The following is a 26,077-nucleotide window of genomic DNA, read 5'->3' as shown; positions in this document are numbered from 1 at the left end:
CGGGCGGGTCCTACGCTGGGTAGCGACTTCATCGACGACGACTGGAAGGTCACACATGTCCACTTGGCTCATCACCGGCTGCTCGAGCGGACTCGGACGGGCGCTCGCCGAAGCGGTGCTCGAACGCGGAGACAACGCCGTCGTCACCGCACGCGACGTGACCTCGGTGGAGGACCTCGCCGAGACGTTCCCCGATTCGGCGCTCGCGCTCGCCCTCGACGTGACCGACTCCGCGCAGATCGAGCGGGCCGTCGGCCACGCGCTCGAGAGGTTCGGATCGATCGACGTGCTCGTCAACAACGCCGGCTACGGCTACCGGGCCGCGGTCGAGGAGGGCGACGACGACCACGTCGAGCAGCTCTTCGCCACCAATTTCTTCGGTGCCGTCGCGATGATCAAGGCGGTCCTCCCCGGGATGCGCGCTCAGCGCAGCGGATCGATCGTCTCCATCTCGTCGATCGGGGCCCGTATCGCGCCTCCCGGATCCGGTTACTACGCCGCGACGAAGGCGGCCCTCGAGGCGATGTCCGCGTCGCTGCGCAAGGAGGTCGGACCGCTCGGCATCACGGCGATGGCGGTCGAGCCCGGCGGGTTCCGCACCGAGTTCGCGGGCCGCTCCCTGCACCAGTCCCGCGAAGCGATCGCGGACTACGCCGAGACGGCGGGCGTGCGACGCAAGGAGAACGACACGGCTCACGGCACCCAGCCGGGAGACCCGGCGAAGGCGGCCGAGGCCATCATCGCGGCGGTCGACTCGCCCGATGCGCCGACTCTGCTGGTGCTCGGAAGCGACGCCTACGCCTCGCTCAGCGGTGTTCTGAAGGAACAGCGCTCGGAGCTCGAGGCCTGGCAGAAGGTCGCCCTCAGCACGGACTTCACCGACTGATCCCCGGGGGCGTTCGCGATGATCGTCCCCCGAACGGGACCGGTTTAGCCCCCGAACGAGTGATTGTGACCCCCTGCCGCCCCACGGGAGCATGAAGTCATGACAGCTGCAACCGTGTTGTTCTTCATCCTGGGTGTCGCGGCGATTGCCGGTGGCATCGCCTTCATCGTCGCCCGCGGGCGCCTTTCGGCTCTCGCGCTCCGTCGTGAGAGCGGCGTATATCCGAACCCCAACGCCGTGTTCAGTCCGACCATGATGCTGATCGGCGGGATAGTCCTCGCCATCGTCGGAGTCTGCTCGATCCTCGCCGGACTCTTCCCCAACGGGTAGCCGGCGTTCCCCAATCCGGGCCCGTGCGGCGCGACGAACTCCGAGCATGGAGCGCGTGGCGAGAACTCGCGCCGATCGGCCCGGATCGGCGACCGGGGGAGCGGCGCTCATTCGAGCTGCCGCTCTCCTCGGTCTACGCCGCGTCGTCATCGACACGATCGCGGGACCCGTCGTCGTCCGCACCGGGCGGGAGACCGGTGGTCCCGCCACGATCCTCCTCCACGGTGCTGCCGGGTCGTGGACGACCTGGACGCCGCTTCTCGCCGAGTCCGATCTTGAGGAGCGTCCGCTCCGCGACGTGATCGCGTTCGACCTCCCCGGATGGGGCGAGTCGCCTCTGCCTGATCGAGCCGACCCGGACGTCGGCCTGCTCAGCACCGCCGTCGCCGAAGCGGCGCGCGCTCTCGGCTACGAGTCCTGGAATGTGCTCGGCCACTCCCTCGGCGGCTTCGTCGCCCTCGACCTCGCGGTCGCCGAACCCACTGCGACTCTGTCGGTCGGCCTCGTCTCCGGAACGGGAGCCGGCGAGATCGACGCCATCACGCGCCCGATCCGCGGCGGCCTCCGACTTCCCTGGTTCTCAGGGATGCTCGTCGCGATGCGCGTGCTGCGTCTCCTCGGACCCGCGGGAACGGGGCTCGTCCGTCTTCTTCATCGCGTCGGTGCGCTGACGCCGCTCGCGTCCCCGCTCTTCGTCGACCCGCGCAGCGTCGACCCGACGGTGATCGAAGCGCTCGCGGTCGAGGTCCGGCCGAAATCGTTCGTGCTCGCCGCCCGTGCCGCCGCCCGGTACGACCAGCAGCGGTGGCGGTCGATCGGCTGCCGTGTCCGTTCGGTCCGCGGGGAGCGCGACGTCTTCGTCGGAGAGCACGATTCGGACACGTTTGCCGCACTGATCCCCGATTTCCACGAGACTCTTCTGCACGGAGCCGGACATTTCGCCGCGATCGAACGTCCGGGTGCCGTCCTCGCCGAGCTGGTCGTCTGATCGGCTCGGCGGGTCGGCGAATCCGCGGACGTCTGGCAGCAACGGCGCTGGCAGTACGCGAAGAAGGGCCGCCCCATCGGGACGGCCCTTCTTCCGTTTCGTTGCCGCGGGTCAGGCCGCGAGCAGAACCTGCTCTTCACGCGTCGTCGCGACGAGCGACCCGCCCGCCACGGTCAGCAGCACGTGCTGCCCGGCGGCGAGCTGCTCGGTCACCATCAGGTCGGCGATCCGGTCGTCCACCTGACGCTGGATGACGCGGCGCAGCGGGCGCGCGCCGTACTCGGGCTCGTACCCGGCATCCGCGATGAAGTCGATCGCCTCGTCGCTCGCCTCGAACCCGATGCCCTGGCCCTGCAGCCGTGCGGCCGTCGCGCTGAGCATCAGGCTCACGATCGTGCGCAGCTGCACCCGATCGAGCTTGCGGAACAGCACGATCTCGTCGATGCGGTTGAGGAACTCGGGCCGCATCGCCTCGCGGAGCTTGCCCATCACCCGGTCGCGAAGATCCTTCTCCGACGAGTACCCACCGGCCGAGGCGTCGCTCGACGCGACGAAGCCCAGCGCTCCGCCACGGCTCGCGAGGAACTCCGAACCGAGGTTCGAGGTCATGATCACGATGGTGTTGCGGAAGTCCACGGTGCGTCCCTGCCCGTCGGTCAGACGACCGTCGTCGAGCACCTGCAGCAGCAGGTTGAACACGTCGGGGTGCGCCTTCTCGACCTCGTCGAGCAGCACGATCGAGTACGGGTTGCGCCGGACCTGTTCGGTCAGCTGCCCGGCTTCGTCGTAGCCGACGTATCCGGGAGGGGCGCCGACGAGACGACTCACGGTGTGCCGCTCGCCGTACTCGCTCATGTCGAAGCGCAGCACCGCGTTCTCGTCGCCGAACAGCGACACCGCGAGGGACTTCGCCAGCTCGGTCTTGCCCACACCGGTGGGCCCGAGGAACAGGAAGCTACCGACCGGGCGGCGCGGGTCGGAGAGACCCGTGCGACTGCGGCGGATCGCCTTAGCGACACTGACGACGGCGTCGTCCTGGCCGACGACGCGAGCGTGGAGTTCGCTCTCGAGGTCGGCGAGACGCACCCGATCCGAGGCGCTCAGTCGTGCGGCGGGGATTCCCGTCGCCCGAGCGACCATCTCGGCGATGTCGTCTCGGTCGATGACCGTCGACGGACGCAGAGCCATCTGCTCGATCTCGAGACCGCGCTCGTCGTCGAGGCGACTCTGCACCGCCTCGAGCTCGTCGCGCAGACGCGACGCCTCCTCGTAGCGCTCCTCGGCCACGGCGCGGGTCTTCTCCGCGTCGAGGTTGGCAACCCTCTCCTCGAGGGCCGCGATGTCGAGGTCCGACCCGAGGCTCAGGCGACGGCGCGCGCCGGCCTGGTCGATCAGGTCGATCGCCTTGTCGGGCAGGAAGCGGTCGCTCACGTAGCGGGCGGACATCTCCACCGCGGCGCGCACGGCGTCGGCGGTGTAGGTCACACCGTGGTGCTCCTCGTAGCTCGGCTTGAGGCCGTCCAGGATGAGGACGGCGTCCTCGATGCTCGGCTCGGCCACCGTGACCGGCTGGAAACGGCGCTCGAGCGCCGCGTCCTTCTCGATTCGGCGGTATTCGTTCAGCGTCGTCGCACCGATCAGGTGCAGGTCACCGCGTGCGAGGCGCGGCTTGAGGATGTTGCCGGCGTCCATTCCGCCCTCGCCGCCGCTTCCGGCGCCGACGACGGTGTGCAGCTCGTCGACGAAGACGATCAGCTCGTCCTTGTGCGCGGTGATCTCGGCCATGAGCTTCGTCATGCGCTCCTCGAAGTCGCCGCGGTAGCGGGTCCCCGAGAGCATTCCGGGCAGGTCGAGCGCGATGACGCGCTTGTCGCGCAGCAGCGACGGGACGTCGCCGTCGGCGATGCTCTGGGCGAGACCCTCGACGATGGCCGTCTTGCCGACGCCGGGCTCACCGATCAGAACGGGGTTGTTCTTCGTGCGGCGCAGCAGGATCTCGACGGTCTGGGCGACCTCCTCGGCGCGACCGATGACGGGGTCGAGCCCGCCCTCGCGGGCCTTGGCGGTCAGATCGGTGCCGTAGGTCTCGAGCATGGGGGTGTCGGATGCCTCCGCGCTGGCCGGCGCGCCCGCGGGCTGCATCGCGGCCTCCTGCAGAGCCTGCGGGGTCACGCCGAAGCCGGCCAGGAGCTGACCCGGGAGGGCGCTCTGGTTGACCGTCAGTGCGAAGAGCAGGTGCTCGGGATCGATGTACGTCGAGCCGGTCGCGCGGGCGACCTGCGCGGCGTCGAAGAGTGCGCGCTGGGCGGCGGGCGTCAGCGACAGCTGGTCGCTCGGCTCGTCGCTGTCGGCGGGCATGCGGGATTCGACGGCACGCGCGATCGCGTCACCGTCCGCTCCGATGCGGCGCAGCAGCTCGGCTGCCGGCTGCTCGGGGACCATCGTGCGCAGCAGGTGCAGCGCGTCGATCTGGGCGTGGCCGTGCGACATGGCGAAACGGCTCGCCTCCGTCACGAGTTCCTGGGTGCGGCGGCTGAGCATCCGCGAGACGTCTATCGAGCGCGCGGAACCTCCGCTGCGCTGTGCGCCCATGAGCCGGGCGAGGAACGCATCGAACGATTCGTCGCCGTTCGTGGGTCCGGTGTATTCGGGCATTCAGACCTCCTGTAAAACTTGAGTGCCTTCGACTCAAGTCAACGTACGGGACCCCGAAACATTCCCGGCCCGTGTTCGCTCTGGGCTCTCGTCCCGCCGGCCCGCGAGTTCGGGGTCTCGATACGCGCTGGCGCGCTATTCGACCGGTCTCACTGGATGCTTGCTGGTGCGGCGCCGAGAATCAGTGAGGCGAAGATGAGTGTGTGCGCACGGGCCCTGCATTCGAGGGCTTGCGACCCGTCGGGCGCGTGACTGTGCGTCGCGAGAGCCGAGCACCTGAGCGCCGCACTCTTCGCAGACGAGGACCACGTCGCACGTGCTCGACGGTCAGCCGGGCGCCCCGCTCGCGCTGCAGGAGGAAGCGGCCGATGTTCGCCCAGGCTCGCGAGGTGTAGATGAACGGCTTATGGTTCCTCAAGCAAACCGGGCGCCCTTGCCGAGGGGGTTTGGCGACTCGCTGCCACTGGTAGGCGTTTCGGCCTCCCATACCGGTGCCGCGCCTGGAGGTCGATGGGTTACCGGCGGGACGGGCCATGCGAGTGAGGTGCGTGTGCAGTGGTCGCCGAGAGTGAGAGTCCCGTTTGCTAGGCAGTTTCTGGGGGTCGCTACCGGGCTCCGGCACGGGACAACACCGGCGCGACGTCGGCCCGCGCGCACAACCGCCGCGATTCGTCGACAGCCTTCCCGGGCCCGACGAAGAGATGAGAATGGCCCGCGTGAGCGAGGCCATCATTGTTATCCGGGTGAATAGGGTCCCAGACCCTATGAGGAACTGTGATATCGGTTGTCAAGCACCCTCCGCATTGACACCCCGAGCGGCGTGTCGCACCAAGCTTGCTGAGGAGGTGCGTGAATGCCAGAGTTCCCGTTGTGATCACCACCGCGCCAGTCGACCCCGCCTCTGGTCCTCTCAGCTGGCTTGAGTGGCCGGGGTGGGCTGGCGTCGGCGGGCTGATCGCGTTGGCCGCCCTCGTGACAGCTGCGTTCTTCGGCATCTACGAGATCGTTACGGCGACCCGTCGAGAAATTCCGGGACTTCAGTTCAACCCGCAGTTGCACTTCCCGTCGCCCCAGCCCGGCATGGAGAACGTCGACATCCGGGTACGGGCAATTGGGCCAAAGACCCTCTATCAAGTGCACGCCTACCTGGTTGGCCACGGGGTGGATGCTGTCGAGCTCTGGAAGCTCCCGTCGCTGTCGATAGGTACCGGGTGGGTTGAGACGACGGTCGGAATCCCCACAGTGTTTGTCGGTCAGAGGTGGGTCATCGTCCAATGGTTAGAAGCTGAAGGTCATGACCGTCCTGAGGTTTTCGGCGTACGCTGGGGTCTACTTCCCGGGACAGCGCCCGCGACGTGGCGCCTCTACAGGTGGCGGATCTGGCCGCGTCGGCGACGAGGACGCTGGGCACGAGCGACTCCTGGTCAGCTGGGCCCTGGCGGTGTAGACCTAAGACCGCCTGGCCCGTAGAGGCCAGTGCCTCGCCCACAGCACGGTCGACCCGCCTGTCATTCGATCAAAGTCGACCGCTTGCCGTAGGGAAAGAGGTACATCACATTCTCTTCAGCACCCGGTCGAAATTCGATTCTCTGATGGGTGGGGCCATCGGCGATCCAGTCGACGTGGAAGCTGGAAAAGCCCTCTAGCGTGCCGACAACGACGCCATCGCGGGCGTATACGGGCATACCCACAGAACTCTCTCCGGAGTCAATGACCGAGCCGTTTGCGTCCCACGCTTTCCACCTGAGCCACCCCACCACCTCGCGGGAGCCGAGAAATCGGAGGGTCCACAGCGCGTCGCGCCCCTTCGTGAGCTGCCAACGGGATCCCCGACGCCTCCATCGCTTCTTGATCCCGAGGTTCCAGGCATCATCTGCGATGGGACGAATGAGGGCCCCAGCGAGCGCCCCAAGCAGGCCGACGATAGGGGCTGCGAGCCATTCCATGCGGCGAGCCTATCGACGAGCCTTCTGCGGCGAGCGCCGACGCTCTCGGCTTTGCGAGAGATCTCGCCAGCGAAATCCGCGCCTAGCCTCGACCCTTACGAGACTTCTTGGGGGCGGTCCGCTGTGCAGCACGCGGCTTCTCAATTTGTAGTGTCGCGCTTGGTGCGGCCTTCTCCAGAGGGAAGGTGAAATCCATGTTCGCAGCCTGAGCCTGAAGCGCCCGCCGACAGGTGTCGTACATGACCTCCGCGAGATGCTCGGCCACCCACTTGGCGAAATCCGCCTCTCCGGAATTGCTCGCAGCGATCGCTGGCCATGAGCGGGACGGATCACTCACAACGCCAAGCACTTGCGCTTGCCCGAACCCATCATGAGACTCGGCCCGAAGGTAACCCCAGATCACCGGCGTCGACAGCTCGTCCGAGGGGAACGCCGTGAGGGTCCAGACCGGCTCCTCTAGGGCCTCGTTGTGGGGCCCGGCGTGGGTTTCCAAGCGGTGAAGCATCACCGAGAACCTAGCTTCGTCAGTCATACGGAGACTGCGGACGAATGCGCGTCCCAGTTGGTGTCGACCCACCCTGTGAAGTCCTCGAGGTCGTCAAACATCCGACGGTGGCGAGTACGCAGCGGGCTCACCTTGTACGTGACATGTGCGTCGACCGCATTGGCCAATTGGCGGAGTTCGCTAAGAGTGAGATCGTTGCCACCGTCAATCCAACTCTTTGCGTCCGCAACTGAGACTCCCAACTCGTCCGCCAACTCACCGACGGATCGGCCGGACATCTGAAACTCGATAGCCAGCTGGCGACTCAGCCACTCTTGAGCCTCGTAGTTGCTAGCAGCGAGACTGACGCGTTCGGGGCCGAACGGTGATGGGGTGGTCACGCTACTTGTCCTTCCGGTTGTAGAGATGCCAGGTGCGACCACGGGTTCTCGCGTCGATCGCCGAGGCGTTCTGTTCGCCAGCAGGATCGGGGCCGTCAGGCTTGGTCTGAAGGGCCAATGGTAGGAGAGCGTCCTGCAAGACCGCTGGCTCAGCGTAGTACAAACGGAATAGGCGAGGCGGTCTAGGACCACTCCCCAGTTTGGGGCGCAACTCGAGGACGTGCGGCACAATCGTCATCACTCTGGCCTCGAAGGACGAATCCTTGCCGACTCTCACGAGGCCGCGAGCTGCCCGTCTCTTGAGGGAGTGCAGAGTCCCCAGAGCGTCAAGATGCTGACTCGGGGTCAGCTTCGGGTCTAAATTCCCGCTCTGAGCGTCTCTATCCTCAGCGACATACTCAGGAACATCTGCCTCGAGCCACCGATGACTGACGTTCCCAGTCTTGGCCGGCAAGTCAGCGCTCGTACGGGTGCCTACGGGGGTCGCAACCTCGAGATCGAACACGCTCCTCCTTGTGGCGTTCGGCGGATCAAAGACTACTGGCTAAGTTGCTCCCCACAACCCATGTTCATGCATCGAGAAGGCCGAGCACTTGGCGCGCGAGCCTCCCGGCGCGCGCGGGATCGACGGTCGAGTTCGTTAGCAGCTACCCATCCGTCGACATCAGGGGCTCGGACTGCTGCCGCTTGACGCCCAGGACTTCCATCAGGGCCGGGTCGGAGCCGTCTTTGGTGACGAGGAAGTGCGCGACCGGGGGTGCATCGCCCATCCTGTCGCGGCGGATCCCCCGTTGGCCTGCTCATGGACCTGAGGTGATTAGTCGAAGCTCGGCGAACACACCGACCGATGCGACCCTCTGCGGGCCGTCGGCGCCGGCGCCCGATCGCAGCGACATGATAAGCAATTGCCACTGCTCGTCGAGCTGTTTTTTGTAACCTGCGGGTCCGCAGGGTCCAGGTGGGGGGCGGTGAACGCCTTCTCCGCGTTGGCCTTCTGCATCACCGACTCGGTGCCGGTGTAGAGCCTCGGGTTGTACGCGGCGAGCTGGCGCAGGAACCCGAGACCGGTCGAGTAGGCCGAAGGCCGTATCAGGACCCTGACGCTGGTCCGCCCACCCCGCCAGTCCCGCCGTTCCCCGACGCCGCGGCCGGGGGCCGCGAACGGACGGAGGGACTCTCGAGCGTCTGCGCGCCGATGACGGCCAGGAGGTTCAGCTTCTCGGCGTCCTCGGTGCCCGGTGTCGCCGTGAACACGAGCAGCGCCTGCGACCGATCGTGGTCGTGCAGAAGCTGGCACTGCACGTTGATCACGCCGAGCTCGGGATGCTGGATGCGTTTGAACTCGTGCCTGTCGCCGATCACGTGGTCTGCCCAGAGAGTGGCGAACTCGGAGCTCTCGACGAGCAGCGCCTCGACCATGCTCTGCACGCGGGTGTCTCCCGGAAGCCGGGACAGGGCGGTTCGCAGGTCCGACGCGTAGATGCGCGAATGCATGGCGTGATCGTCGTCCGGATACACCGAACGCGACTGCGGATCGGTGAACCAGCGGTAGATGCTGCTGCGACGGAGACCGGTGAACGAGGTCTGATCGCCGAGGAGCGCCACCGCGGGCGGGGTCTGCACGAGAGTCTCGCCGAGCGCCGAGATCACCTGGGCGGGTGTGTCCTGCAGCCGGTCCAGCACCCGCATGATGCCGGGGCTGATGTGGTCGGTGCGGGCCGTTCGCGAGGGCGCATTGTGCCCGGCGATGCGGAACAGGTGATCCCGTTCGTCGAGGCTCAAACGCAGTCCGCGGGCGATCGCCGAGAGCATCTGCTCCGACGGCTGCGGACCGCGCTGCTGCTCGAGGCGGCTGTAGTAGTCGCTCGACATGCCGCTGAGAGACGCGACCTCCTCGCGTCGCAGCCCCGAGGTGCGGCGACGGGGTCCACGACCCAGTCCCACATCCTCGGGCTGCAGCGCTTCACGCCGGGTGCGGAGGAAGTCGGCGAGCTGAGCGCGGTCCATCGTCACTAGAGAAGGGTCCCACCCGAAGCCTCGATGCGCTGACCCGTCACCCAGCGAGCCCGATCGGACAGAACGGTCGCGATGATGTCGCCGATCTCACCGGGCTCGCCGACCCGACCGAGCGCCGCCTGCGACGACATGAAGGCCCGGGCCTGCTCGTTGTCGCGCATGGTGCCTCCGCCGAAATCGGTGGCGATCGGGCCGGGGGCGACGGCGTTCACGCGGATGCCGCGGGCGCCGAGCTCCTTCGCGAGGTACCGCGTCAGGGTGTCGATCGCGCCCTTCATCGCGCCGTAGATCGACCAGCCGTCGCCGGCGAAGCGGGAGAGCCCGCTCGACAGGTTGACGATGGAGCCGCCGTCGGCGAGCAGGGGTGCGAGGGTCTGGGTGAGGAAGTAGGGGCCGCGGAAGTGCACGGCGAACAGCAGGTCGACCTCGTCGACGGTCGTCGATCCGAGGCGGGTCGCGGTGGCGTGGCCGGCGTTGTTGACGAGGTTGTCGAACGTGTCGCGGCCCCAGCCCGCGAGGATCGCGGCGAAAGCAGCCCGGAACGCCTCGAAGGACGCGACATCGGACGTGTCGAGCTGCAGGGCGGCGGCGCGGCGACCGAGCGCCTCGATGCTGGCGACGACGCCCGACGCCTCGTCGGGGTTGCTGCGGTAGGTGATGACGATGTCGGAGCCGTCGGCTGCGAGCGCGAGCGCTGTCGCGCGGCCCAGTCCCCGGTTTCCGCCGGTGATGAGAGAGATCGTGGTGGCCATGATCGGACCTTTCCGCGCCGTGGAGTCTCCAGGCGGCACGGATCAAGCCTCGATCCGTCGGAGGATCGGGCCAAGGACCCGGTCATCCCGGGATCGCCGATCCCGGTCTGAGGTCAGTCGAGCGCTCAGATCAGGTCGCGGAGCAGATCTTCGGGACTGCGACCCTCGGCGCGTGCGCGGAGGAGGAGGCGCGAGTGCTCGTCGGGCGTGAGGTGCAGCGCGACCTCGATGGTCTCGGGCTCGTCGATCTCCTCCTCGAAGTCGAAGAGCGAGGCGGGCTCGGTCGGGGCGGGTGCGGAGGTCGGCGGCACGGTGACGCGGACAGTCGCCTCAGACCCGGGGCCGAACCCCGGACCGGACGGAACGTCGGTTCCGCGCTGGTAGGCCTCGGCGGCGGCGCGCGCACGGACGTCGGCCGCCTCGTTCAGCACGTGGCCGACGTGACCCTTGACCCACTCGAACCGGTAGCTGCGGCCCGCGATCGCCGCGTCGATCTCCTGTAGGAGGTCGAGGTTCATCACCGGCTTGCCGTCGCCCTTGCGCCAGCCCTTCTTCTTCCAGCCCGGCATCCACTTCGTCACCGAATTGATGACGTACTGGCTGTCGCACAGGATCAGCAGGTCCTCGCCGGTGTGCTCGGTCGCCCGGAACAGTTCGAGCACGGCCTTGAGCTCGCCCATGTTGTTGGTGCCGTGCTTCCATCCGCCCGCCGCCCAGCGGTCGTCGTCGATGTACCAGGCCCACCCGGACGGGCCGGGGTTTCCGAGAGCTGAACCGTCGGCTGCTGCGGTGATCGTCACCGCTCCATCGTACGGACCGAGATAGCACGTCCTGTTCCCGGCCGGCCCGTCTCAGCGCAGCGCGGCGCGGAGTGCTCGGGCCTGCATGCGCCAGAACTCCTTCGAGATCTCCTTGCGCGTGTACAGGGCGTCGAAGCCGTGGAACGCACCCGGGATCGTGACCAGTTCCGTCGCCACCCCGCTCGCCTGGAGTCGGCGTGCGTACTCGATGTCCTCGTCGTAGAAGAGGTCGAGTGTCCCGACCCCGATCCAGGCGGGAGGGAGGCCGCTGAGGTCGCCGCGGCGGGCGGGAGCTGCGTAAGGCGACACGTCGGGGCCTCCCGGTTCCTGGCCGAGGTACGAGGTCCAGCCGAAGCGGTTGCTGCCCGGTGTCCAGACGCGCACGTTGCGAGGGTCCACGTCGGTGCGCGTCACGGTGCGGTCGTCGAGCATCGGGTAGACGAGCAGTTGGAACGCAGGCGTCACGACCCCGCGGTCGTGGGCGAGGAGCACGACGGCCGCCGCGAGACCGCCTCCGGCGCTCGCACCCCCTACAGCGATGCGCGTCGGGTCGATCCTCAGTTCATCCGCGCGGGCGACGAGACCGACGAGGCCCGCGTACGCGTCCTCCGCCGCGGCGGGAGCGTGCGCGTCGGGGGCGAGGCGATACGTCACCGCGGCGACCGTGATGCCCAGGTTCCGGACGAACGCGAGGTTGGTGCGCTCATCCTGCAACGGGGTCCCGCTGATCAGTCCGCCGCCGTGGATCCAGAGCAGGGCGGGAGCCGGTGCGCTCAGCCCTGTCGGCTGGTACACCCGCAGGGTCACTTGCGGCGCGCCGGCGGGACCGGGCACGACTAATTCGCGGACCGTCACATCGGGTCCCGGATCCCGCGGCGTCAGCTCGGCGCTGCGCACCAGCTTCGTGGTGCGCGGTCCCCAGGAGAAGTTGGGGATGAAGCGTCCGGATCGCAGATCGGGATGGAACGTCGGCATCATCGCCTCCAGCAGGTTCGGAGCCGCCACTCTATCGAGCGTTCAGCCCCGACCTGCCGGATGCGACGGCTCAGTTGGCGACGTGGAACCGCGACTGGTGGTGGCTCGGCGTCTCGATCTCGTCGACGATTGCCTTCGCGAAATCGGCGCCGGAGATCTGCGAGATCCCCTCGTCGTCGACGAGGAGGATGTCGTCGCTCGTGCGGTAGGTGCCCGTCGCCTCGCCCGGCGCCCAGGAGCCGAAGAGGGCTGCGGGGCTCACGTAGAACCAGTCGACCTGACCGGTGTAGTCGCTCAGCAGCTGGAGCACGGTGATGCCGGTCTGGATCTCGTCGGCGACCTCGGGTGCAGGGGGAGCGGTGTCGATGAGGCGCGGCCCGCCCTCCGACACCAGGAGTGAGCTGGCCCCGCCGACGACACCGAGACGCGTCGACGTGCCCTCCAGCAGGTTGACGAGGTCGTTGACGATCCCCTCCAGCTTGCCCGCCATGTCGCCGCGGGGCGACAGCGCGTCGATGACGGCGTCGGTGTCCGCGACGGCGGCAGCGAGCACGTCGTGCTCGAGGACGGACCCGGTCTCGTAGGTCACGCCGTCGACGGGGTTCTCGGGGGCGTTCCGGCTGTACGAGGTGACCTGATGGCCGCGTGCCGCCGCCTCCTGGACGATGTGCCCGCCCGCATATCCCGTGCCGCCCAGAACCGTGATGCGCGCCATGGCGCCTCCCTCTTCACCTCGAAGTCACCGGGCGCGATGTGCGTCGCCGGTCCCTGTCATAGACAGTGTCGGCGGCAACGCTATTCCCCGGGGACCGCGCAGGCCCTTCGCTTCGCTGCGCTCAGCGGGCGGGCCGGTCTTCGGGGGGCGAGTGGCGCAGCGCGTACCGAGACCGGAACCTTCGCTTCGCTGCGCTCAGCGGGCGGGCCGGCGAACGGCGCCTACTGGCCCCAGGCGTCGGCGGGCGCCTTCACGACCGGCACCGGGGTGTACGCCCAGTGCGACCCGTTGGCGTAGTGACTCGTCGCCCAGGGCGAGGCCCAGATCGCCTGCTCGATCTGCGCGGTGGGTGCCGACGCCGCGAAACCCGCGCGGATATCGGCATAACCCGAGTGCTGGAGCAGGTTCTCAGCGGCCATCTGCGCGGCGACCACGAGGTTCGGGTAGCTGCCGAGGCCGGCGCCACCGCCGGATCCATACCCGTTGTTGAGCGGATTGTTTCGATTCCACCAATCGTCGGGGCCGTTCTCCTGCCGCATCCAGCGCGTGAACACCGTGATGTTCGACTCGCTCGCGGGCCACCCGGCGGACAGCATCACGAGCGCCGCCCAGTCGTGGTTGGTGCCGCTCGCGATGAACGACTCCTCTCCCGACGTCGCCCCGTACCCGTCGCGGGTCACCCCGATCGCCGCAATGTTGCCTGACAGGTCGAGGTTCTGCGCACCGACCGTGCTCGCGGTGCCCGGCGCGGCGAAGGCGTCGTCGGAGCGAGGAGGCGGAGCGAGCGCGAACGTCGCCACCAGGAGGAAGGCGCCGACCGCTGCCACGAGCGCGAGAACGCGACGAGGGTGAGGTGCGGCGACCGGCCGGGCGCTGTGACGCATGACATCCAGGGTAGGGAGAGAACGTGAGAGTGCGGAGAGAGCGGTTCTAGGCTGGTCGACTGTGACAACCGAGGGAGCATCCGATTTCGACGCGATGGTTGCGGGGGACTGGTACCGCGTCGGTCCTGAACTCGTCGCGATGACGACCGAGACGCATGCCGCCTGCCGTCGGATCACGGCCCTCTTCGACGACGACCAGGATGCTGCGGCCGCCCTCTTCGCCGAAACGGTGGGGAGCGTCGGGGACGGCGTCGGATTCCGTCCACCGCTCTACCTCGACTACGGATCCCGGTTGCACGTCGGCGCCGGCTCGTTCCTCAACGCCGACTTCCTCGCCCTCGGCGGCGGTGAGATCCGCATCGGCGAGCGCGTGCTCATCGGGCCGAGCGCCCGCCTCTACACGCCGACCCACCCGCTCGATGTCCGAACCCGTCGCGACAGGTGGGAGCGGGTGCTTCCCATCAGCATCGGAGACGATGTCTGGATCGGCGGAAGCGTCGTCGTCTGCCCGGGCGTCTCGATCGGTGCGGGCAGCGTCGTCGCCGCCGGTTCCGTCGTCACCCAGGACATCCCCGCGGGCGTGCTCGCGGCGGGAAATCCCGCACGAGTCATCCGAGCATTGGAGACCACATGAAGTCGATCGTCTACTCCCGTCCCGGCGACCCGTCGGTCCTCGAACTGGTCGAGCGTCCCGTTCCCGAGCCGGGTCTCGGCGAGGTCAGAGTCCGCGTGGTCGTCTCCGGCGTGAACCCGACGGACTGGAAATCCCGTGCGGCCGCACCGAACGGGCTGCCCTTCCCGGAGGTGACGCCGAACCAAGACGGCTCCGGTGTCGTGGACGCCGTCGGCGAGGGCGTCGAGGGGATCTCCGTCGGCGATCGCGTCTGGACCTACCTGTCCGCTCACGAACGCCCGACGGGAACAGCCCAGGAGTTCACCGTGCTCCCCGCCGACCGTGTGGTGCCGCTGCCCGACGCGGCGTCGTTCGACCTGGGGGCGAGCCTCGGTGTGCCCGCCATGACCGCGCACCGCGCGCTCACCGTCGCGGAGGACGGCCCCCGTCGACTCCACCCCGGAGCGCTCGACGGACTCGTCGTCCTCGTCACCGGTGGAGCGGGTGCCGTCGGCCACGCGGCGATCCAACTGGCCCGGTGGGCCGGCGCGACTGTCGTCACCACCGTGAGCGGACCCGAGAAGGCCGAGCTCGCACGGGCCGCCGGTGCGCAGCACGTCGTGAACTACCGCGAGGGCGACCCGGCAGGAGTCATCCGCGGCATCGCACCCGACGGAGTGGACATCGTCGTCGACGTCGCGATCATCGCGAACGCCGACCTGATCGCCAAGGTGATCAGGCCCCGCGCAGTCGTCTCGATCTACGCGAACACGGGCGGCAACGAGGTCACTCTGCCGCTGCGCGCCCACATGGGGCTCAACACCCGATTCCAGTTCATCCTGCTCTACACGGTCGGCCGTGAAGCACTCGCGGCTGCCGCGGAAGACGTCACCGCCGCTGTGAGGGACGGCGCCTTGCCGGTCGGCGAGAGCGCCGGCTTGCCGCTCCACCGTTTCGCGCTCGAGCGGACCGCGGACGCGCATGCGGCCGTCCAGGACGACGTCGTCGGCAAGGTGCTGATCGACGTCTCGCCCGCCTGAGTCGCGGTCCTGCGCGCTTCGTCCAGGTTCCGGACGACGCTTCGAGATGTCTCCTGTTCGCGTCCACCGGACCTGGTCTCGCCTCACGATCAGCATCCCCGCCTTTCTCGCGGCAGTCGGCCTGTCGGGAGTTCCGATCGTCGCCCTGCCGATCGTCGTCCTGTACATGGTCGGCCGGCGCCAGCTCGTCACCGGACTGACGGCGGGATTCGGCAGGTGACGGGGCGGATGCGGCGCGTCCTCGAATACGACATGGCAGTATCGGTTTCGTGACTGAACCAATGAGGGTCGGCGTCGTGGGCGTCGGAAAGATCAGCGAGCAGTACTTCGCGCAGTTCCCGCTGCTCCCCGGGCTCCGCCTCGTCGCCGTCTCCGACGTTAACAGGGAGAGGGCCGAGGCCGTCGCGGCCGAGCAGGGGGTGAAGGCCCTCACCGTCGACGAGCTGCTCGATTCGCCCGATATCGACGTCGTCCTGAACCTCACGATCCCCGCGGCTCACGTGGAGATCGGCACCCGGGCCCTCCTCGCCGGCAAGCACGTGTACGGCGAGAAGCCGCTGGCCCTCGCGCCCGCGGACGCCGAGGCGATGCTCGCTCTCGCGGCATCGCGCGGACTGCGCATCGGTTCGGCGCCCGACACCGTGCTGGGCACGGGCATCCAGACCGCGCTCGCCCTCCTCGAAGAGGGGCGCATCGGCGATCCCGTCGGCGCCGCGGCGCACTGGACGGCACCGGGACACGAGAGATGGCATCCCGCGCCCCAGTTCTACTACCAGGCCGGCGGCGGTCCCCTCTTCGACATGGGCCCGTACTACCTGACCACCCTGGTCAGCCTCCTCGGCCCGGTGGTGCGGGTCTCGGGCGTCGCCTACCGCTCCTCGCGCGAGCGGAGCGTCTGGACCGGACCGCTCGAGGGCACCCCCATCGACGTCGACATCGACACCCACGTCACCGCCGTCCTCGAGCATCGGAGTGGTCTCGCCTCGACCATCACCGTGAGCTTCGAGGTCTGGGCTTCGCGCACACCCCCGATCGAGCTGTACGGCACGGCGGGAACGATCGCCGTGCCCGACCCCAACCGGTTCTCCGACTCCGTCGAGATCTACACCCAGGACGCTCCGGAGTGGACGCTCGCCCCGACCGCGGGTGGGTACGAGGACGCCGGCCGTGGAGTGGGGCTCGCCGACATGGCTCACGCCATCGCGACGGATCGGCCGCACCGGGCCTCCGGCGAACTCGCCTTCCACGTGCTCGAGATCATGGACGCCATCGTCCGTGCCGGGGAGACGCACTCGGTGGTGACGCTCGAGAGCACCGTCGAGCGTCCCGCGGCGGTGCCTCTCGGAGCGACGCCCGATACCTGGTGAGTCGGACGGTGCGTCGGCGGACAATGGCCGAATCGCGTCGTCCGATGTCGCACCCGGGATCCTGACCTCGTCCATACTCGTGTCGTGACCAGCCGCGAGACCGCCGAAACCGGTACGGGCGCGTCGGGACCGCGGAGCCGCCGCATCCACCCCGCGTGGATCGTGGCTCTCGTCGCCTTCCTCGCCCTCGTCGGCGCCGCCGGCTTCAGAGCGGCGCCGAGTGCGCTGATGCTGCCGCTCGAGGGCGAGTTCGGCTGGTCCCGTACCGAGATCTCGGTGTCGGTGACCGTCAACCTTCTTCTCTACGGCCTCACCGCCCCGTTCGCGGCGGCCCTGATGAACCGGTTCGGCCTCCGCGCGATCACCAGCGGCGCACTCGCGTTGGTCTCCGCGGGCGCTGCCCTCAGCATCTTCGCCACCGCGCCCTGGATGCTCGTCCTGACCTGGGGTGTGCTCATCGGGCTCGGCACGGGATCGATGGCGCTCGTCTTCGCGGCCACGGTCGCCGACACCTGGTTCATCAAGAGCCGGGGCCTCGTCGTCGGCATCCTCACCGCCGGTGGCGCGACCGGCCAGCTGGTGTTCCTGCCGCTCATCGCCGGTCTGGTCGAGTCGTACGGGTGGCGGCCCGCGACGCTGCTCGTAGCCGCATGCGCCCTCGCCGTGGTCCCTCTCGTGCTCGTCTTCCTCCGCAATCGGCCGGAGGACCTGCAGGTGACACCGTTCGGTGCCCCCGAGAACTGGCGGCCCGCTCCGCGCTCGTCGGGCAACGCGGCCCGGCTGGCCCTGAGCACCCTCGGTCGGGCGGCGAAGGTGCGCACCTTCTGGGCTCTCGTCGCGGGTTTCGCGATCTGCGGTGCGACGACGAACGGCTTGGTGGGCACGCACTTCATCCCCAGTGCGCACGACCACGGCATGGGGGAGACGACCGCCGCCGGCCTGCTCGCGGTCGTCGGGATCTTCGACGTCGTCGGCACGATCGCGTCGGGCTGGCTCACGGACCGGGTCAACCCGCGGATCCTGCTCGCCGTGTACTACGCGGGCCGGGGCGTCGGTCTGCTCGTGCTGCCGTTCCTGCTGTCCGCGACGGTGCAGCCGCCCATCATCGTCTTCGTCGTCATCTACGGGCTCGACTGGGTCGCGACGGTTCCGCCGACGGTCGCGCTCTGCCGCGAGCTCTTCGGTGCCGACGGTCCGATCGTCTTCGGCTGGGTTTTCGCCTCGCACCAGATCGGCGCGGCCGTCGCGGCGACCGTCGCCGGTTTCATCCGCGACAGCACGGGGGAGTACACGATCGCCTGGTTCGGCGCTGCCGCGTTGTGCGTTGTCGCAGCGGTCGTCAGCGTCTCCATCACCCGCAGACCGCTCGCGCCGATCTCCTGATGTGAACCGTCCGCCTTCCGCGTCCGGCTGCGGCGACGCAGCTTCTCAGCGCTGGAGCGCTCGCCTGCCGGATACTTGAGACATGCGAGCATCGGCCGGGTCCGACGTCGTCGTGGCGGAGAAGCCGGCGTCGGCGCGTTTCTGGGCGCGCGTCCTCGATGCGGTGAGCAGGCTGCGCATGACGAGCGTGATGGCCACCCTCGCGGTCGTCGCCGCCATCTCGCTCGTCGCCGTCGAGACGACCAGTGCCGTCGTCTACTACGGGGTGCCCCTCGTCGTGGCGTTCGGTCTCGTCATCGTGCAGGCCGGCTCGATCCCCGTCGCGGTCGTGCGCCCCACCCTCGGAGCCGTTCTCTCGGTCGTCGCCGCGCTCACCCTGCAATGGCTGAGCGACGCGGATATCGGCGGGCCGTGGCCCTGGTGGGTGGCGCTGATCATCAGCCAGACCCTCACCCTCTTCGTCGTCGCGGTGCGCGCGAACTGGTTGGTCGCCGTGTCCGCGTGGATCCTCGCCGTCGCGTCGTCGGCGGTCCTGTCGCGGGTGCTGCGTCCTGATCTCGTCGATCCGAGTTCGATCAACCTCGTCGTGTTCTCCTCGATCTCCGGCGCGGCTCTCATCATCGGCATCGTCCTCGCTCAGTGGGGCGAGATCCGGGCACAGCTGCTCCGCGAGCGCTCCGTCAGCATCGAGGAGTACTCACGCCGCCGCCTCGTCGAGGACCGTGCCCGTATCGCGCGGGAGCTGCACGACGTGATCGCGCACGGACTGTCCATCATCAACGTGCAGTCCACGACCGCTCCGTACCGCAATCCCGGCCTCGACGAGCGTGTCGCGCAGGAGTTCCAGGAGATCGCGGCGTCGTCGCGGCAGGCGCTCGGCGAGATGCGCGCCCTCCTCGGAGTGCTGCGCGACGACGTGCCGAGCGGGGTCAAGCCGCAGCCCCGCGTCTCCGATGTCGGCGAGCTCGTCGCTTCCGCCGAACGCGCCGGAATGGCCGTGACCCTCGATTGGCTCGAACCTCAGGAGATGGACGACGTGACGGAAGTCGTGGGACTCGCCGCCTACCGCATCGTGCAGGAGGCGCTGTCCAATGCGATCCGGCATGCCCCGGGCACGGCGGTGACGGTGGTGGGCAGTCGCGACGAGCGCTCGCTCAGCATCACGGTCACCAATACCGCGCCCTCGGGAGCGCTTCCCCCGTCGGGGGAGCCGGGCTTCGGTCTCGTCGGGATGGCCGAGCGCGCGGCCAGCGTCGCCGGAACCGTCTCCGCGGACGCGGACGGACACGGCGGATTCGTGGTGCGCGCGATCTTGCCGCTGCGCGGGGCCGACTACGAGAGCGTGGTGCTGTCATGACGATCAGCGTGGTGATCGCCGACGACCAGGCGATGGTGCGGGCCGGGTTCTCGGCACTGCTCTCCGCTCAGGACGACATCGAGGTGCTGGGCGGAGCCCGCGACGGCGCCGAAGCGGTCGAGATGGTCACTCGGCTGCGGCCCGATGTCGTGCTGATGGACGTCCGGATGCCCGTGATGGACGGGATCGAGGCCACCCGGCAGATCGTCGGGGCCGCCGAGTCCGGGACACCCCGTGTGATCATGCTGACCACGTTCGACATCGACGACTACGTGTTCGCCGCCCTGCGCGTGGGGGCGAGCGGCTTCCTGCTCAAGGATGCGCTGCCCGATGAGCTCGTGGCCGCGGTGAGGGTCGTCTCCCAGGGCGACGCGCTCCTGGCGCCCGCCGTCACGCGGAGGGTGATCGAGGGTTTCGCGGCCGCGCCCGACTCCCGTCGCGGAACGCCCGTCTCGCTCGAGCACCTGACGGAGCGCGAGCTCGAAGTGCTCGTCGAGGTGGCTCGTGGACTGTCCAACATCGAGATCGCGAGCACCCTCTTCATCGCCGAGCAGACGGTCAAGACCCACGTCAGCCGCGTGCTCGGAAAGCTCGGAGCGCGTGACAGGGCGCAGGCCGTGATCGCCGCCTACGAGACCGGTCTCATCGTCGCTGCTCCTCCCGAATGACGGCGCCCCCGCCCGCCCCGTACCCCGGTAGCACGCGCTAAAGGGCTCCGCAGAGTGACGCGGCGGATCGGGCGGTTTCGTACTGTCGGATTATGACCCTCACCGAAGCGACGTTCCGCCCGACGGAAGCCCGCCGCAAGAAGCCCGGGACCGCTCAAGCCGGGCACGCGAGCGATTACACCGACCTCGCCAAGCAGATCAAGGCGATGGGTCTCCTCGAGCGTCGGCCGATCTGGTACGCGATCCGCTGCACGCTGCTCATCGCCGCATACGCCCTCGGCTTCGTGCTCCTCTTCGCGGTCGGCCCCTCGTGGTGGCAGATCGCGGTCGGCGTCTACTTCTCGATCGTCTTCACCCAGTCGGCGTTCCTCGCCCACGACAGCGCGCACCGTCAGATGTTCGAATCGGGCAAGCGCAACGAATGGTTCTCCCGCGTCGTCGGCAACCTGTTCGTCGGGCTCAGCTACGGCTGGTGGATGAACAAGCACTCCCGTCACCACGCCAACCCGAACACGGTCGGCAAGGACGGCGACATCACCCCCGGCGCGATCGCCTTCGTCAAGGAGGACGCGGCCGTCCGCACCGGAGCGGCACGCTGGCTGACCGCCAAGCAGGGCTACTACTTCTTCCCGATCCTCATGCTCTCGGGCATCGACCTGCACGTCTCCGCCGTCAAGTCGGTGCTGCGCGGCGACGGGATCAAGCACCGCTGGGTCGAGGGCTCGCTCCTCGCGGTCCGCCTCATCGGCTTCCCCGTCCTCGTCTTCATCGCCCTCGGACCGGTGTTCGGCACGGCCTTCATGCTCGCTCAGCTCTTCACCTTCGGCCTCTACATGGGCGGCAGCTTCGCTCCCAACCACAAGGGAATGCCGATCATCGCCGAGGACCAGAAGGTCGACTACCTGCGACGTCAGGTCCTCACCTCGCGCAACATCAGCGGCCGCTACGGCATCGCGACCGCGATGGGCGGGCTCAACTACCAGATCGAGCACCACCTGTTCCCGAACATGCCCAGCATCAACCTGCGCAAGGCGCGTCCGGTCGTGATCGCCTACTGCGAGAAGCTCGGCGTCCCGTACACCGAGACCACGCTGGTGCGGTCCTACGCGATCGTCGTCCGCTACCTGCACCGTGTGGGCATCGGCAGCGCCGACCCGTTCGAGTGCCCGGCCGCAGCCTCCTACCGCACCGCCTGATCATGCGCCCTGCGGGGCACCGCACCGCCGGATCGGCGGACCACCTCAGCCCGGCTCAGCGAGCCGGGCTGAGGTGCGCTTCGAGGCTGATCGCGCGGTGATCCGATGCGCCGGCGGGGAGGACGTCGACGCGTTCGATGTCGAAACCGGTCGATGTGACGAAGTCGAAGTAGCCCGTGAACACCTTGTAGCGCAGGTAGGTCTTCTCGGTGGTGCGGGTCAGCCGGTACCCCTCGGCGTCGAGCCGGCGTTCGAGACCGTTGATGAACCACGGATAGTTGAAGTCGCCGACCATCAGGGCGGGCACGCCCGCGGCCAGTGCTCGCATGCCTTCGTGGGCGGCCGCGATCTGCTTGCGGCGCAGTGAATTCGACGCGGTCAGCGGTGCCGCATGGAACGAGCCGACGAGAACCTCGCACTCGCGCTGACGGTCGTACAGGTGGGCGGCGAGCAGCCGCTCATTCGCCGGCGCGAGGACCCGGTCGTGCAGGGACTTGTGAACGGCGAGCAGTTTCGTGGCGCGCACCTCGAACCGGGACTCGCGGACGTAGACCGCGAGGCCGAGGCGGTTGTTCCTCGTCGCGTCGGCGAGCACGAGATGCTCGAGCCGCTCGGGCAGTTCACCGGTCGTGACCTCCTGCAGGCACAGGACGTCGACCTCGTGCCGCTCGGTGATCTGAGCGAGCTCCCCGACTGCCGCGTTCTTGCGCAGGTTGTAGCTGACGACCCTCACCCTGGATTCCCCTCGCTCGCCTTCTCGCCCGACGTGATACTGACCCGTCTGACGGGACGTGCTGCGCGGCTCGTCACGCCAGTATGCCCTGACACCGGTTCCACCCGTGTCACGCCACAGGTGCCCGACGCGTCATGCGACCGGTGTGGATGTCGCGGTCGGTGGTCCGCCTCTGCCGAGTCCTGCGGGGGACTGAGGCGGGTTCCAGGTCTTGAGCACCGCCCAGCCCACGGCCGCGATGGGCACGGAGAGGATGGCGCCCACGATGCCGCCGAGGATGGTGCCGACGGTCAACGCGACGAGGATCACGAGAGGGTGCAGTTTCAGCGACTGCGCCATCACGACCGGCTGCAGGAAGTTGCCCTCGAGCTGGTTCACGGCGACGACGATGATGACGACCCAGACGGCCGCCCCGATCCCGTTCGTGAAGAGCGCGACCAGTGCGGCGAGCACGCCGGCGAGCGTTGCGCCCACGAGGGGGATGAACGAGGTGAAGAACACGATGACCGCGAGGGGCAGCGCGAGGGGTACCCCGATGATGGCGAGGCCGACGCCGATGCCGGTCGCATCGACGAGAGCGACGATGGCGGTGCCGCGCACGTAGCCGCCGAGGGTGCGGACCGCGGTGTGGCCGATTCGCTTGCCGCGAGCGAGGCGCTCGCCCCGGAACGGACGGAGGAAGAAGTTCCAGATCACATCGCCGTCCTTCAGGAAGAAGAACAGCAGGACGAAGACGAGGAGCGCGCCGGTCACCACCTCGGCCGCGGCCGAGACGCCGGCGATGGCGCCGGACCCGAACTGCGAGCTCGTCAGGAAGCCCTGCACCGATGCGACGACGGAATCCCAGTCGATGGTGTCGATGGGCAGCTGCAGGTGGGACAGGTAGTCGCGGAGGTCCTCGAAACCGCTGACCGCGGCGGTGGCCAGCGAATCCCACTGGCCTCGCACCGCGAACACGATCAGGGTGACGATGCCGCCGATGATGACGAGAGCGGCGATGAGGGTGATCCAGGTCGCGATGATCGGCTTCATGCCATGGCGACGCAGCCACATCACGACGGGGGAGAGCGCGGCGGCGAGGATCGTCGCGATGAGGACGGGGATGACGACGAGCTTCACCTGGACGAGAGCGAAGATGACGACGGAGACCAGGGTTAGCAGGATCAGGATCTGCAGCGATCGTGTGCTCCAGCGGCCGAGGTGATCGGACCAGAGGCGGGACGCCGAGGCGGGCGGCGGGGCGTCGAGGCCCGAGGGGCCGTCGGCGCGGTCGATCGGGCGTCGTCTCATTGCGCCACTCTATTGAAGCGCCACTGTCAGCCGAGGCACGAGGGCGGCCGACGGGTCGAGATCCACAGCCGCTTCAAAGCGGGCCCCCAGCAGACCGGATGCTCACCGAAACCGTGCCGACAACATGGCTGCGTAGGGTCTGAACCATGGTCGACGACGCCGCGGAACGATGCCCCGATTGCCAGTCCGAGCTGGACGCGCAGCCCGTGTCCTCGAACCATCACCTCGCCATGGAACTGCGCTGTCCTGAGCACGGTGCCGTGTACATGCTCGAACCGTTCTGACCCGATCGGGCGCTGTTCCGACTCGGGCGGGCGCTGTCGCGTCGCAACTCGGCGTAACGTGCGCCCGGGCCTCCAGGGGCTCTCGGGTCCCCGCCCTCTAGAGTTGGCTCGTTCATCACCTCTCTACCGTTGAAGGCACTTGAATGTCACGTATCCACTCGTCGATCACCGAGGCGTTCGGACGGACCCCTCTCGTCAAGCTCAACCGCGTGACCGAGGGCGCCGGCGCCACGGTTCTCGCCAAGCTCGAGTTCTACAACCCCTCCGCGTCCGTGAAGGACCGTCTCGGCATCGCCATCGTCGACGCCGCCGAGAAGTCGGGTGCGCTGCATCCCGGCGGCACGATCGTCGAGGGCACGAGCGGCAACACCGGTATCGCACTCGCCATGGTGGGTGCGGCCCGCGGTTACAAGGTCATCCTCACGATGCCCGAGTCGATGAGCATCGAGCGGCGCAAGTTGCTCAAGGCCTACGGGGCCGAGCTCGTTCTCACCCCGCCCAGCGAGGGCATGAAGGGTGCCGTCAGTCGTGCGGCCGAGATCGCCGAGTCGACGCCGGGTGCCGTGCTGGCCCGTCAGTTCGAGAACGAGGCGAACCCCGCCATCCACTTCGCCACGACAGGGCCCGAGATCTGGGAGGACACCGACGGCTCCATCGACATCTTCGTCGCGGGCGTCGGAACCGGCGGCACCATCACGGGTGCGGGCAATTACCTCAAGCAGCAGAAGCCTGGCCTGCAGGTCGTCGCCGTCGAACCCGAGGAGTCGCCGATCCTGAACGGCGGCGCTCCCGGACCGCACAAGATCCAGGGCATCGGCGCCAACTTCGTCCCCGACGTGCTGGACCGCTCCGTCTACGACGAGGTGATCGACGTCAACATCACCACCTCGGTCGAGGTCGCTCGCCGTCTCGCGACGGAGGAGGGCATCCTCGCCGGCATCTCGTCGGGCGCCACCGTCCACGCCGCTCTCGAGTTGGCGAAGCGGCCCGAGAACGCCGGCAAGACCATCGTCGTCATCGTCGCGAGCTACGGCGAGCGCTACCTGTCGACCGTGCTCTACGAGAACCTCGAGGTCTGACGCGTCGGTGTCGGTTCGCGAGGACATCGCGGAGGCTCGTCGTCGAGACCCCGCCGCCCGCAGTTCGTTCGAGGTATGGCTGACCTATTCGGGTCTGCATGCCATCTGGTGGTACCGCTTCGCGCACCGTCTCTGGGGTGCGGGTCTGCGGCTGCCCGCACGGGTGGTGTCGCAGGTCGCGCGTTCTCTGACCGGGGTCGAGATCCATCCCGGTGCGGTCATCGGGAGACGCTTCTTCATCGATCACGGTATGGGCGTCGTGATCGGTGAGACCGCGATCGTGGGCGACGATGTGATGCTGTACCACGGCGTCACCCTCGGAGGCACCAGCAGCTTCCCCACGAAACGGCACCCGACCGTCGGTGACCGCGTGGTCGTCGGTGCTGGCGCGACTCTGCTCGGCCCGATCGTGATCGGTCATGACTCCGTCGTCGGTGCCGGGGCTGTCGTCCTCGAGGATGCCCCGCAGCATTCGCTGCTCGTGGGTGTGCCGGCGAAACCGCGCCCGCAGCGTAAGGACTACACGGCGGAGTTCTGGCAGATCTGAGAGGGCCGCTTCCCTGATCAGACTATTCCGCCGGATCGCCGCAGTCTGCGGCGTTCGCGCCTGGTCAACCCGGCGAGACGCTCGGCTTCGGCTCGGCGCTCCCGATCGAGGGCTTCAGCGCGGGCAAGCCGGCGTTCGCGCCACCCGACCAGTTCCGCGTCCTCATCGCGCAGCGGCGTGACGACCGGTGGGCCGCCGAGCAGCTGGCGTCGAGCCTCGCGCACGCGCCGGTTGAAGTCGGCGATCACGTCGCGGACGTCTTGTTCGGAGTGAAGGGCGTCCAGGCGGCCCTGCAGCTCGGCGGATTCGGTGCGCAGGGTGAGCGCGGGTGGACCGAGGCCGGTGAGACGCTCCGTCTGGATCTTGCGGCGGATCCACCAGTCGGGATCGTGGGTGGCGCCCAGCTCGGGAAGCGGTTTGCCCTTCCCGGGGAGGTTGTCGAAGTCACCGCGACGCATGGCCTGCTGGATCGCCGTCTCGACGTAAGCGGCCCGCTGCTCGGCGTTGGGCGCAGGTGGCGCCTCGTCCCCATCGGCTGCTCCGTTCCCGGCAGTGGAGGGGTCGAGCTGGTAGCGGGCCGCTCGCAGCCGTGCATCGTCACTCACGCCTGAACACCTCCCGGAACGCGTCCCACCAGCGTAAACGCGCCCCAGTGAGAGACGGCAGGGTGGCGGGCATCGGCGGAGCG

28 protein-coding genes are annotated in these 26,077 nt (G+C 68.4%); 14 read left to right on the top strand and 14 right to left on the bottom strand.

Features of this window, described 5'->3' with window-relative positions; genetic code table 11:
* The first annotated feature begins 55 nt into the window (after nucleotides 1-55).
* The 3 genes from DDQ50_RS13795 (at nucleotide 56) to DDQ50_RS13785 (ending at nucleotide 2,204) form a co-directional block, all read left to right on the top strand.
* A complete protein-coding gene (locus tag DDQ50_RS13795; protein ID WP_116757259.1) occupies nucleotides 56-886 on the top strand; it encodes an oxidoreductase in 831 nt (276 codons plus the stop codon).
* A 99-nt stretch (nucleotides 887-985) separates the two neighbouring features.
* Complete coding sequence (locus DDQ50_RS13790) at nucleotides 986-1,216, top strand: hypothetical protein (protein WP_116757258.1); 231 nt, start codon at nucleotides 986-988, stop codon at nucleotides 1,214-1,216.
* Between the two features lie 55 nt (nucleotides 1,217-1,271).
* Entirely contained in the window at nucleotides 1,272-2,204 is a 933-nt protein-coding gene (locus DDQ50_RS13785) for an alpha/beta fold hydrolase (RefSeq protein ID WP_240614397.1), read from the top strand.
* Between the two features lie 111 nt (nucleotides 2,205-2,315).
* Here the strand turns inward: DDQ50_RS13785 and DDQ50_RS13780 are convergent, their stop codons facing one another.
* The 11 genes from DDQ50_RS13780 to DDQ50_RS13735 all read right to left on the bottom strand — a co-directional run bounded on the left by DDQ50_RS13780 (nucleotide 2,316) and on the right by DDQ50_RS13735 (nucleotide 13,832).
* Nucleotides 2,316-4,859, bottom strand: coding sequence for an ATP-dependent Clp protease ATP-binding subunit (locus DDQ50_RS13780; protein WP_116757256.1), 2,544 nt, complete (start codon nucleotides 4,857-4,859; stop codon nucleotides 2,316-2,318).
* Nucleotides 4,860-6,367: 1,508 nt separating this feature from the next.
* Nucleotides 6,368-6,805, bottom strand: a complete 438-nt coding sequence (locus DDQ50_RS13775) for a hypothetical protein (RefSeq protein ID WP_116757255.1) — start codon at nucleotides 6,803-6,805, stop codon at nucleotides 6,368-6,370.
* An 82-nt stretch (nucleotides 6,806-6,887) separates the two neighbouring features.
* A complete protein-coding gene (locus DDQ50_RS13770) occupies nucleotides 6,888-7,337 on the bottom strand; it encodes a hypothetical protein (protein WP_133245978.1) in 450 nt (149 codons plus the stop codon).
* Complete coding sequence (locus DDQ50_RS13765; RefSeq protein ID WP_133245977.1) at nucleotides 7,334-7,690, bottom strand: hypothetical protein; 357 nt, start codon at nucleotides 7,688-7,690, stop codon at nucleotides 7,334-7,336. Before DDQ50_RS13765 ends, DDQ50_RS13770 begins: the two co-directional genes overlap by 4 nt.
* A 647-nt stretch (nucleotides 7,691-8,337) precedes the next feature.
* Nucleotides 8,338-8,460 carry a hypothetical protein gene (locus tag DDQ50_RS17620; RefSeq protein WP_276308406.1) on the bottom strand — a complete coding sequence of 41 codons (123 nt, stop codon included), beginning with the start codon at nucleotides 8,458-8,460 and terminating at the stop codon, nucleotides 8,338-8,340.
* A 319-nt stretch (nucleotides 8,461-8,779) separates the two neighbouring features.
* Nucleotides 8,780-9,697, bottom strand: coding sequence for a helix-turn-helix transcriptional regulator (locus tag DDQ50_RS13760; RefSeq protein ID WP_116757466.1), 918 nt, complete (start codon nucleotides 9,695-9,697; stop codon nucleotides 8,780-8,782).
* Nucleotides 9,698-9,702: 5 nt separating this feature from the next.
* Nucleotides 9,703-10,458 (bottom strand): SDR family NAD(P)-dependent oxidoreductase, encoded by a 756-nt coding sequence (locus DDQ50_RS13755; protein WP_205663637.1) that lies wholly within the window; start codon nucleotides 10,456-10,458, stop codon nucleotides 9,703-9,705.
* 125 nt (nucleotides 10,459-10,583) lie between these two features.
* Nucleotides 10,584-11,258 (bottom strand): ribonuclease H family protein, encoded by a 675-nt coding sequence (locus DDQ50_RS13750; RefSeq protein ID WP_116757252.1) that lies wholly within the window; start codon nucleotides 11,256-11,258, stop codon nucleotides 10,584-10,586.
* A 51-nt stretch (nucleotides 11,259-11,309) separates the two neighbouring features.
* Complete coding sequence (locus tag DDQ50_RS13745; RefSeq protein WP_240614396.1) at nucleotides 11,310-12,263, bottom strand: alpha/beta hydrolase fold domain-containing protein; 954 nt, start codon at nucleotides 12,261-12,263, stop codon at nucleotides 11,310-11,312.
* A 40-nt stretch (nucleotides 12,264-12,303) separates the two neighbouring features.
* A complete protein-coding gene (locus DDQ50_RS13740) occupies nucleotides 12,304-12,948 on the bottom strand; it encodes an NAD(P)-dependent oxidoreductase (RefSeq protein ID WP_116757251.1) in 645 nt (214 codons plus the stop codon).
* A gap of 221 nt (nucleotides 12,949-13,169) precedes the next feature.
* The gene (locus DDQ50_RS13735) at nucleotides 13,170-13,832 is read right to left on the bottom strand and encodes a hypothetical protein (protein ID WP_116757250.1); all 663 of its coding nucleotides are present in this window, start codon (nucleotides 13,830-13,832) and stop codon (nucleotides 13,170-13,172) included.
* 61 nt (nucleotides 13,833-13,893) lie between these two features.
* Here DDQ50_RS13735 and DDQ50_RS13730 point away from each other — a divergent pair, with 61 nt between their 5' ends.
* The 8 genes from DDQ50_RS13730 to DDQ50_RS13700 all read left to right on the top strand — a co-directional run bounded on the left by DDQ50_RS13730 (nucleotide 13,894) and on the right by DDQ50_RS13700 (nucleotide 21,456).
* Nucleotides 13,894-14,466 carry a sugar O-acetyltransferase gene (locus tag DDQ50_RS13730; RefSeq protein ID WP_240614394.1) on the top strand — a complete coding sequence of 191 codons (573 nt, stop codon included), beginning with the start codon at nucleotides 13,894-13,896 and terminating at the stop codon, nucleotides 14,464-14,466.
* Complete coding sequence (locus DDQ50_RS13725) at nucleotides 14,463-15,485, top strand: NADPH:quinone reductase (RefSeq protein WP_116757249.1); 1,023 nt, start codon at nucleotides 14,463-14,465, stop codon at nucleotides 15,483-15,485. The genes DDQ50_RS13730 and DDQ50_RS13725 overlap by 4 nt, the downstream gene beginning before the upstream one ends.
* A 46-nt stretch (nucleotides 15,486-15,531) precedes the next feature.
* Entirely contained in the window at nucleotides 15,532-15,705 is a 174-nt protein-coding gene (locus DDQ50_RS17335; protein WP_165829742.1) for a hypothetical protein, read from the top strand.
* Nucleotides 15,706-15,766: 61 nt separating this feature from the next.
* Entirely contained in the window at nucleotides 15,767-16,852 is a 1,086-nt protein-coding gene (locus DDQ50_RS13720) for a Gfo/Idh/MocA family protein (protein WP_165829839.1), read from the top strand.
* 84 nt (nucleotides 16,853-16,936) lie between these two features.
* The gene (locus DDQ50_RS13715; RefSeq protein ID WP_116757247.1) at nucleotides 16,937-18,235 is read left to right on the top strand and encodes an MFS transporter; all 1,299 of its coding nucleotides are present in this window, start codon (nucleotides 16,937-16,939) and stop codon (nucleotides 18,233-18,235) included.
* Nucleotides 18,236-18,317: 82 nt separating this feature from the next.
* Complete coding sequence (locus DDQ50_RS13710; RefSeq protein ID WP_116757246.1) at nucleotides 18,318-19,592, top strand: sensor histidine kinase; 1,275 nt, start codon at nucleotides 18,318-18,320, stop codon at nucleotides 19,590-19,592.
* Nucleotides 19,589-20,260 (top strand): response regulator, encoded by a 672-nt coding sequence (locus DDQ50_RS13705; protein WP_116757245.1) that lies wholly within the window; start codon nucleotides 19,589-19,591, stop codon nucleotides 20,258-20,260. Before DDQ50_RS13710 ends, DDQ50_RS13705 begins: the two co-directional genes overlap by 4 nt.
* A gap of 92 nt (nucleotides 20,261-20,352) precedes the next feature.
* Nucleotides 20,353-21,456: a fatty acid desaturase family protein gene (locus DDQ50_RS13700; RefSeq protein WP_116757244.1), complete on the top strand. Its 1,104-nt coding sequence runs from the start codon at nucleotides 20,353-20,355 to the stop codon at nucleotides 21,454-21,456.
* A gap of 55 nt (nucleotides 21,457-21,511) precedes the next feature.
* Here DDQ50_RS13700 and DDQ50_RS13695 read toward each other — a convergent pair whose 3' ends face one another.
* Complete coding sequence (locus tag DDQ50_RS13695) at nucleotides 21,512-22,189, bottom strand: endonuclease/exonuclease/phosphatase family protein (protein WP_116757243.1); 678 nt, start codon at nucleotides 22,187-22,189, stop codon at nucleotides 21,512-21,514.
* 132 nt (nucleotides 22,190-22,321) lie between these two features.
* Entirely contained in the window at nucleotides 22,322-23,479 is a 1,158-nt protein-coding gene (locus DDQ50_RS13690; protein WP_116757242.1) for an AI-2E family transporter, read from the bottom strand.
* 146 nt (nucleotides 23,480-23,625) lie between these two features.
* Between DDQ50_RS13690 and DDQ50_RS17330 the strand changes: the two genes are divergently transcribed.
* The 3 genes from DDQ50_RS17330 (at nucleotide 23,626) to epsC (ending at nucleotide 25,389) form a co-directional block, all read left to right on the top strand.
* On the top strand, nucleotides 23,626-23,763 hold the full coding sequence (locus DDQ50_RS17330; RefSeq protein ID WP_165829824.1) for a hypothetical protein: 138 nt from the start codon (nucleotides 23,626-23,628) through the stop codon (nucleotides 23,761-23,763).
* Nucleotides 23,764-23,906: 143 nt separating this feature from the next.
* Complete coding sequence (gene cysK, locus DDQ50_RS13685; protein WP_116757241.1) at nucleotides 23,907-24,842, top strand: cysteine synthase A; 936 nt, start codon at nucleotides 23,907-23,909, stop codon at nucleotides 24,840-24,842.
* A gap of 7 nt (nucleotides 24,843-24,849) precedes the next feature.
* Entirely contained in the window at nucleotides 24,850-25,389 is a 540-nt protein-coding gene (gene epsC, locus DDQ50_RS13680) for a serine O-acetyltransferase EpsC (protein WP_116757240.1), read from the top strand.
* A gap of 17 nt (nucleotides 25,390-25,406) precedes the next feature.
* Here the strand turns inward: epsC and DDQ50_RS13675 are convergent, their stop codons facing one another.
* Nucleotides 25,407-25,994 carry a DnaJ family domain-containing protein gene (locus DDQ50_RS13675; RefSeq protein ID WP_116757239.1) on the bottom strand — a complete coding sequence of 196 codons (588 nt, stop codon included), beginning with the start codon at nucleotides 25,992-25,994 and terminating at the stop codon, nucleotides 25,407-25,409.
* Between the last annotated feature and the right edge of the window lie 83 nt (nucleotides 25,995-26,077).

This window comes from Amnibacterium flavum (assembly GCF_003097495.1).
In the GTDB taxonomy this organism is placed as follows: Bacteria; Actinomycetota; Actinomycetes; order Actinomycetales; family Microbacteriaceae; genus Naasia; species Naasia flava.
This window is presented reverse-complemented; position numbering and strand designations above follow the sequence as displayed.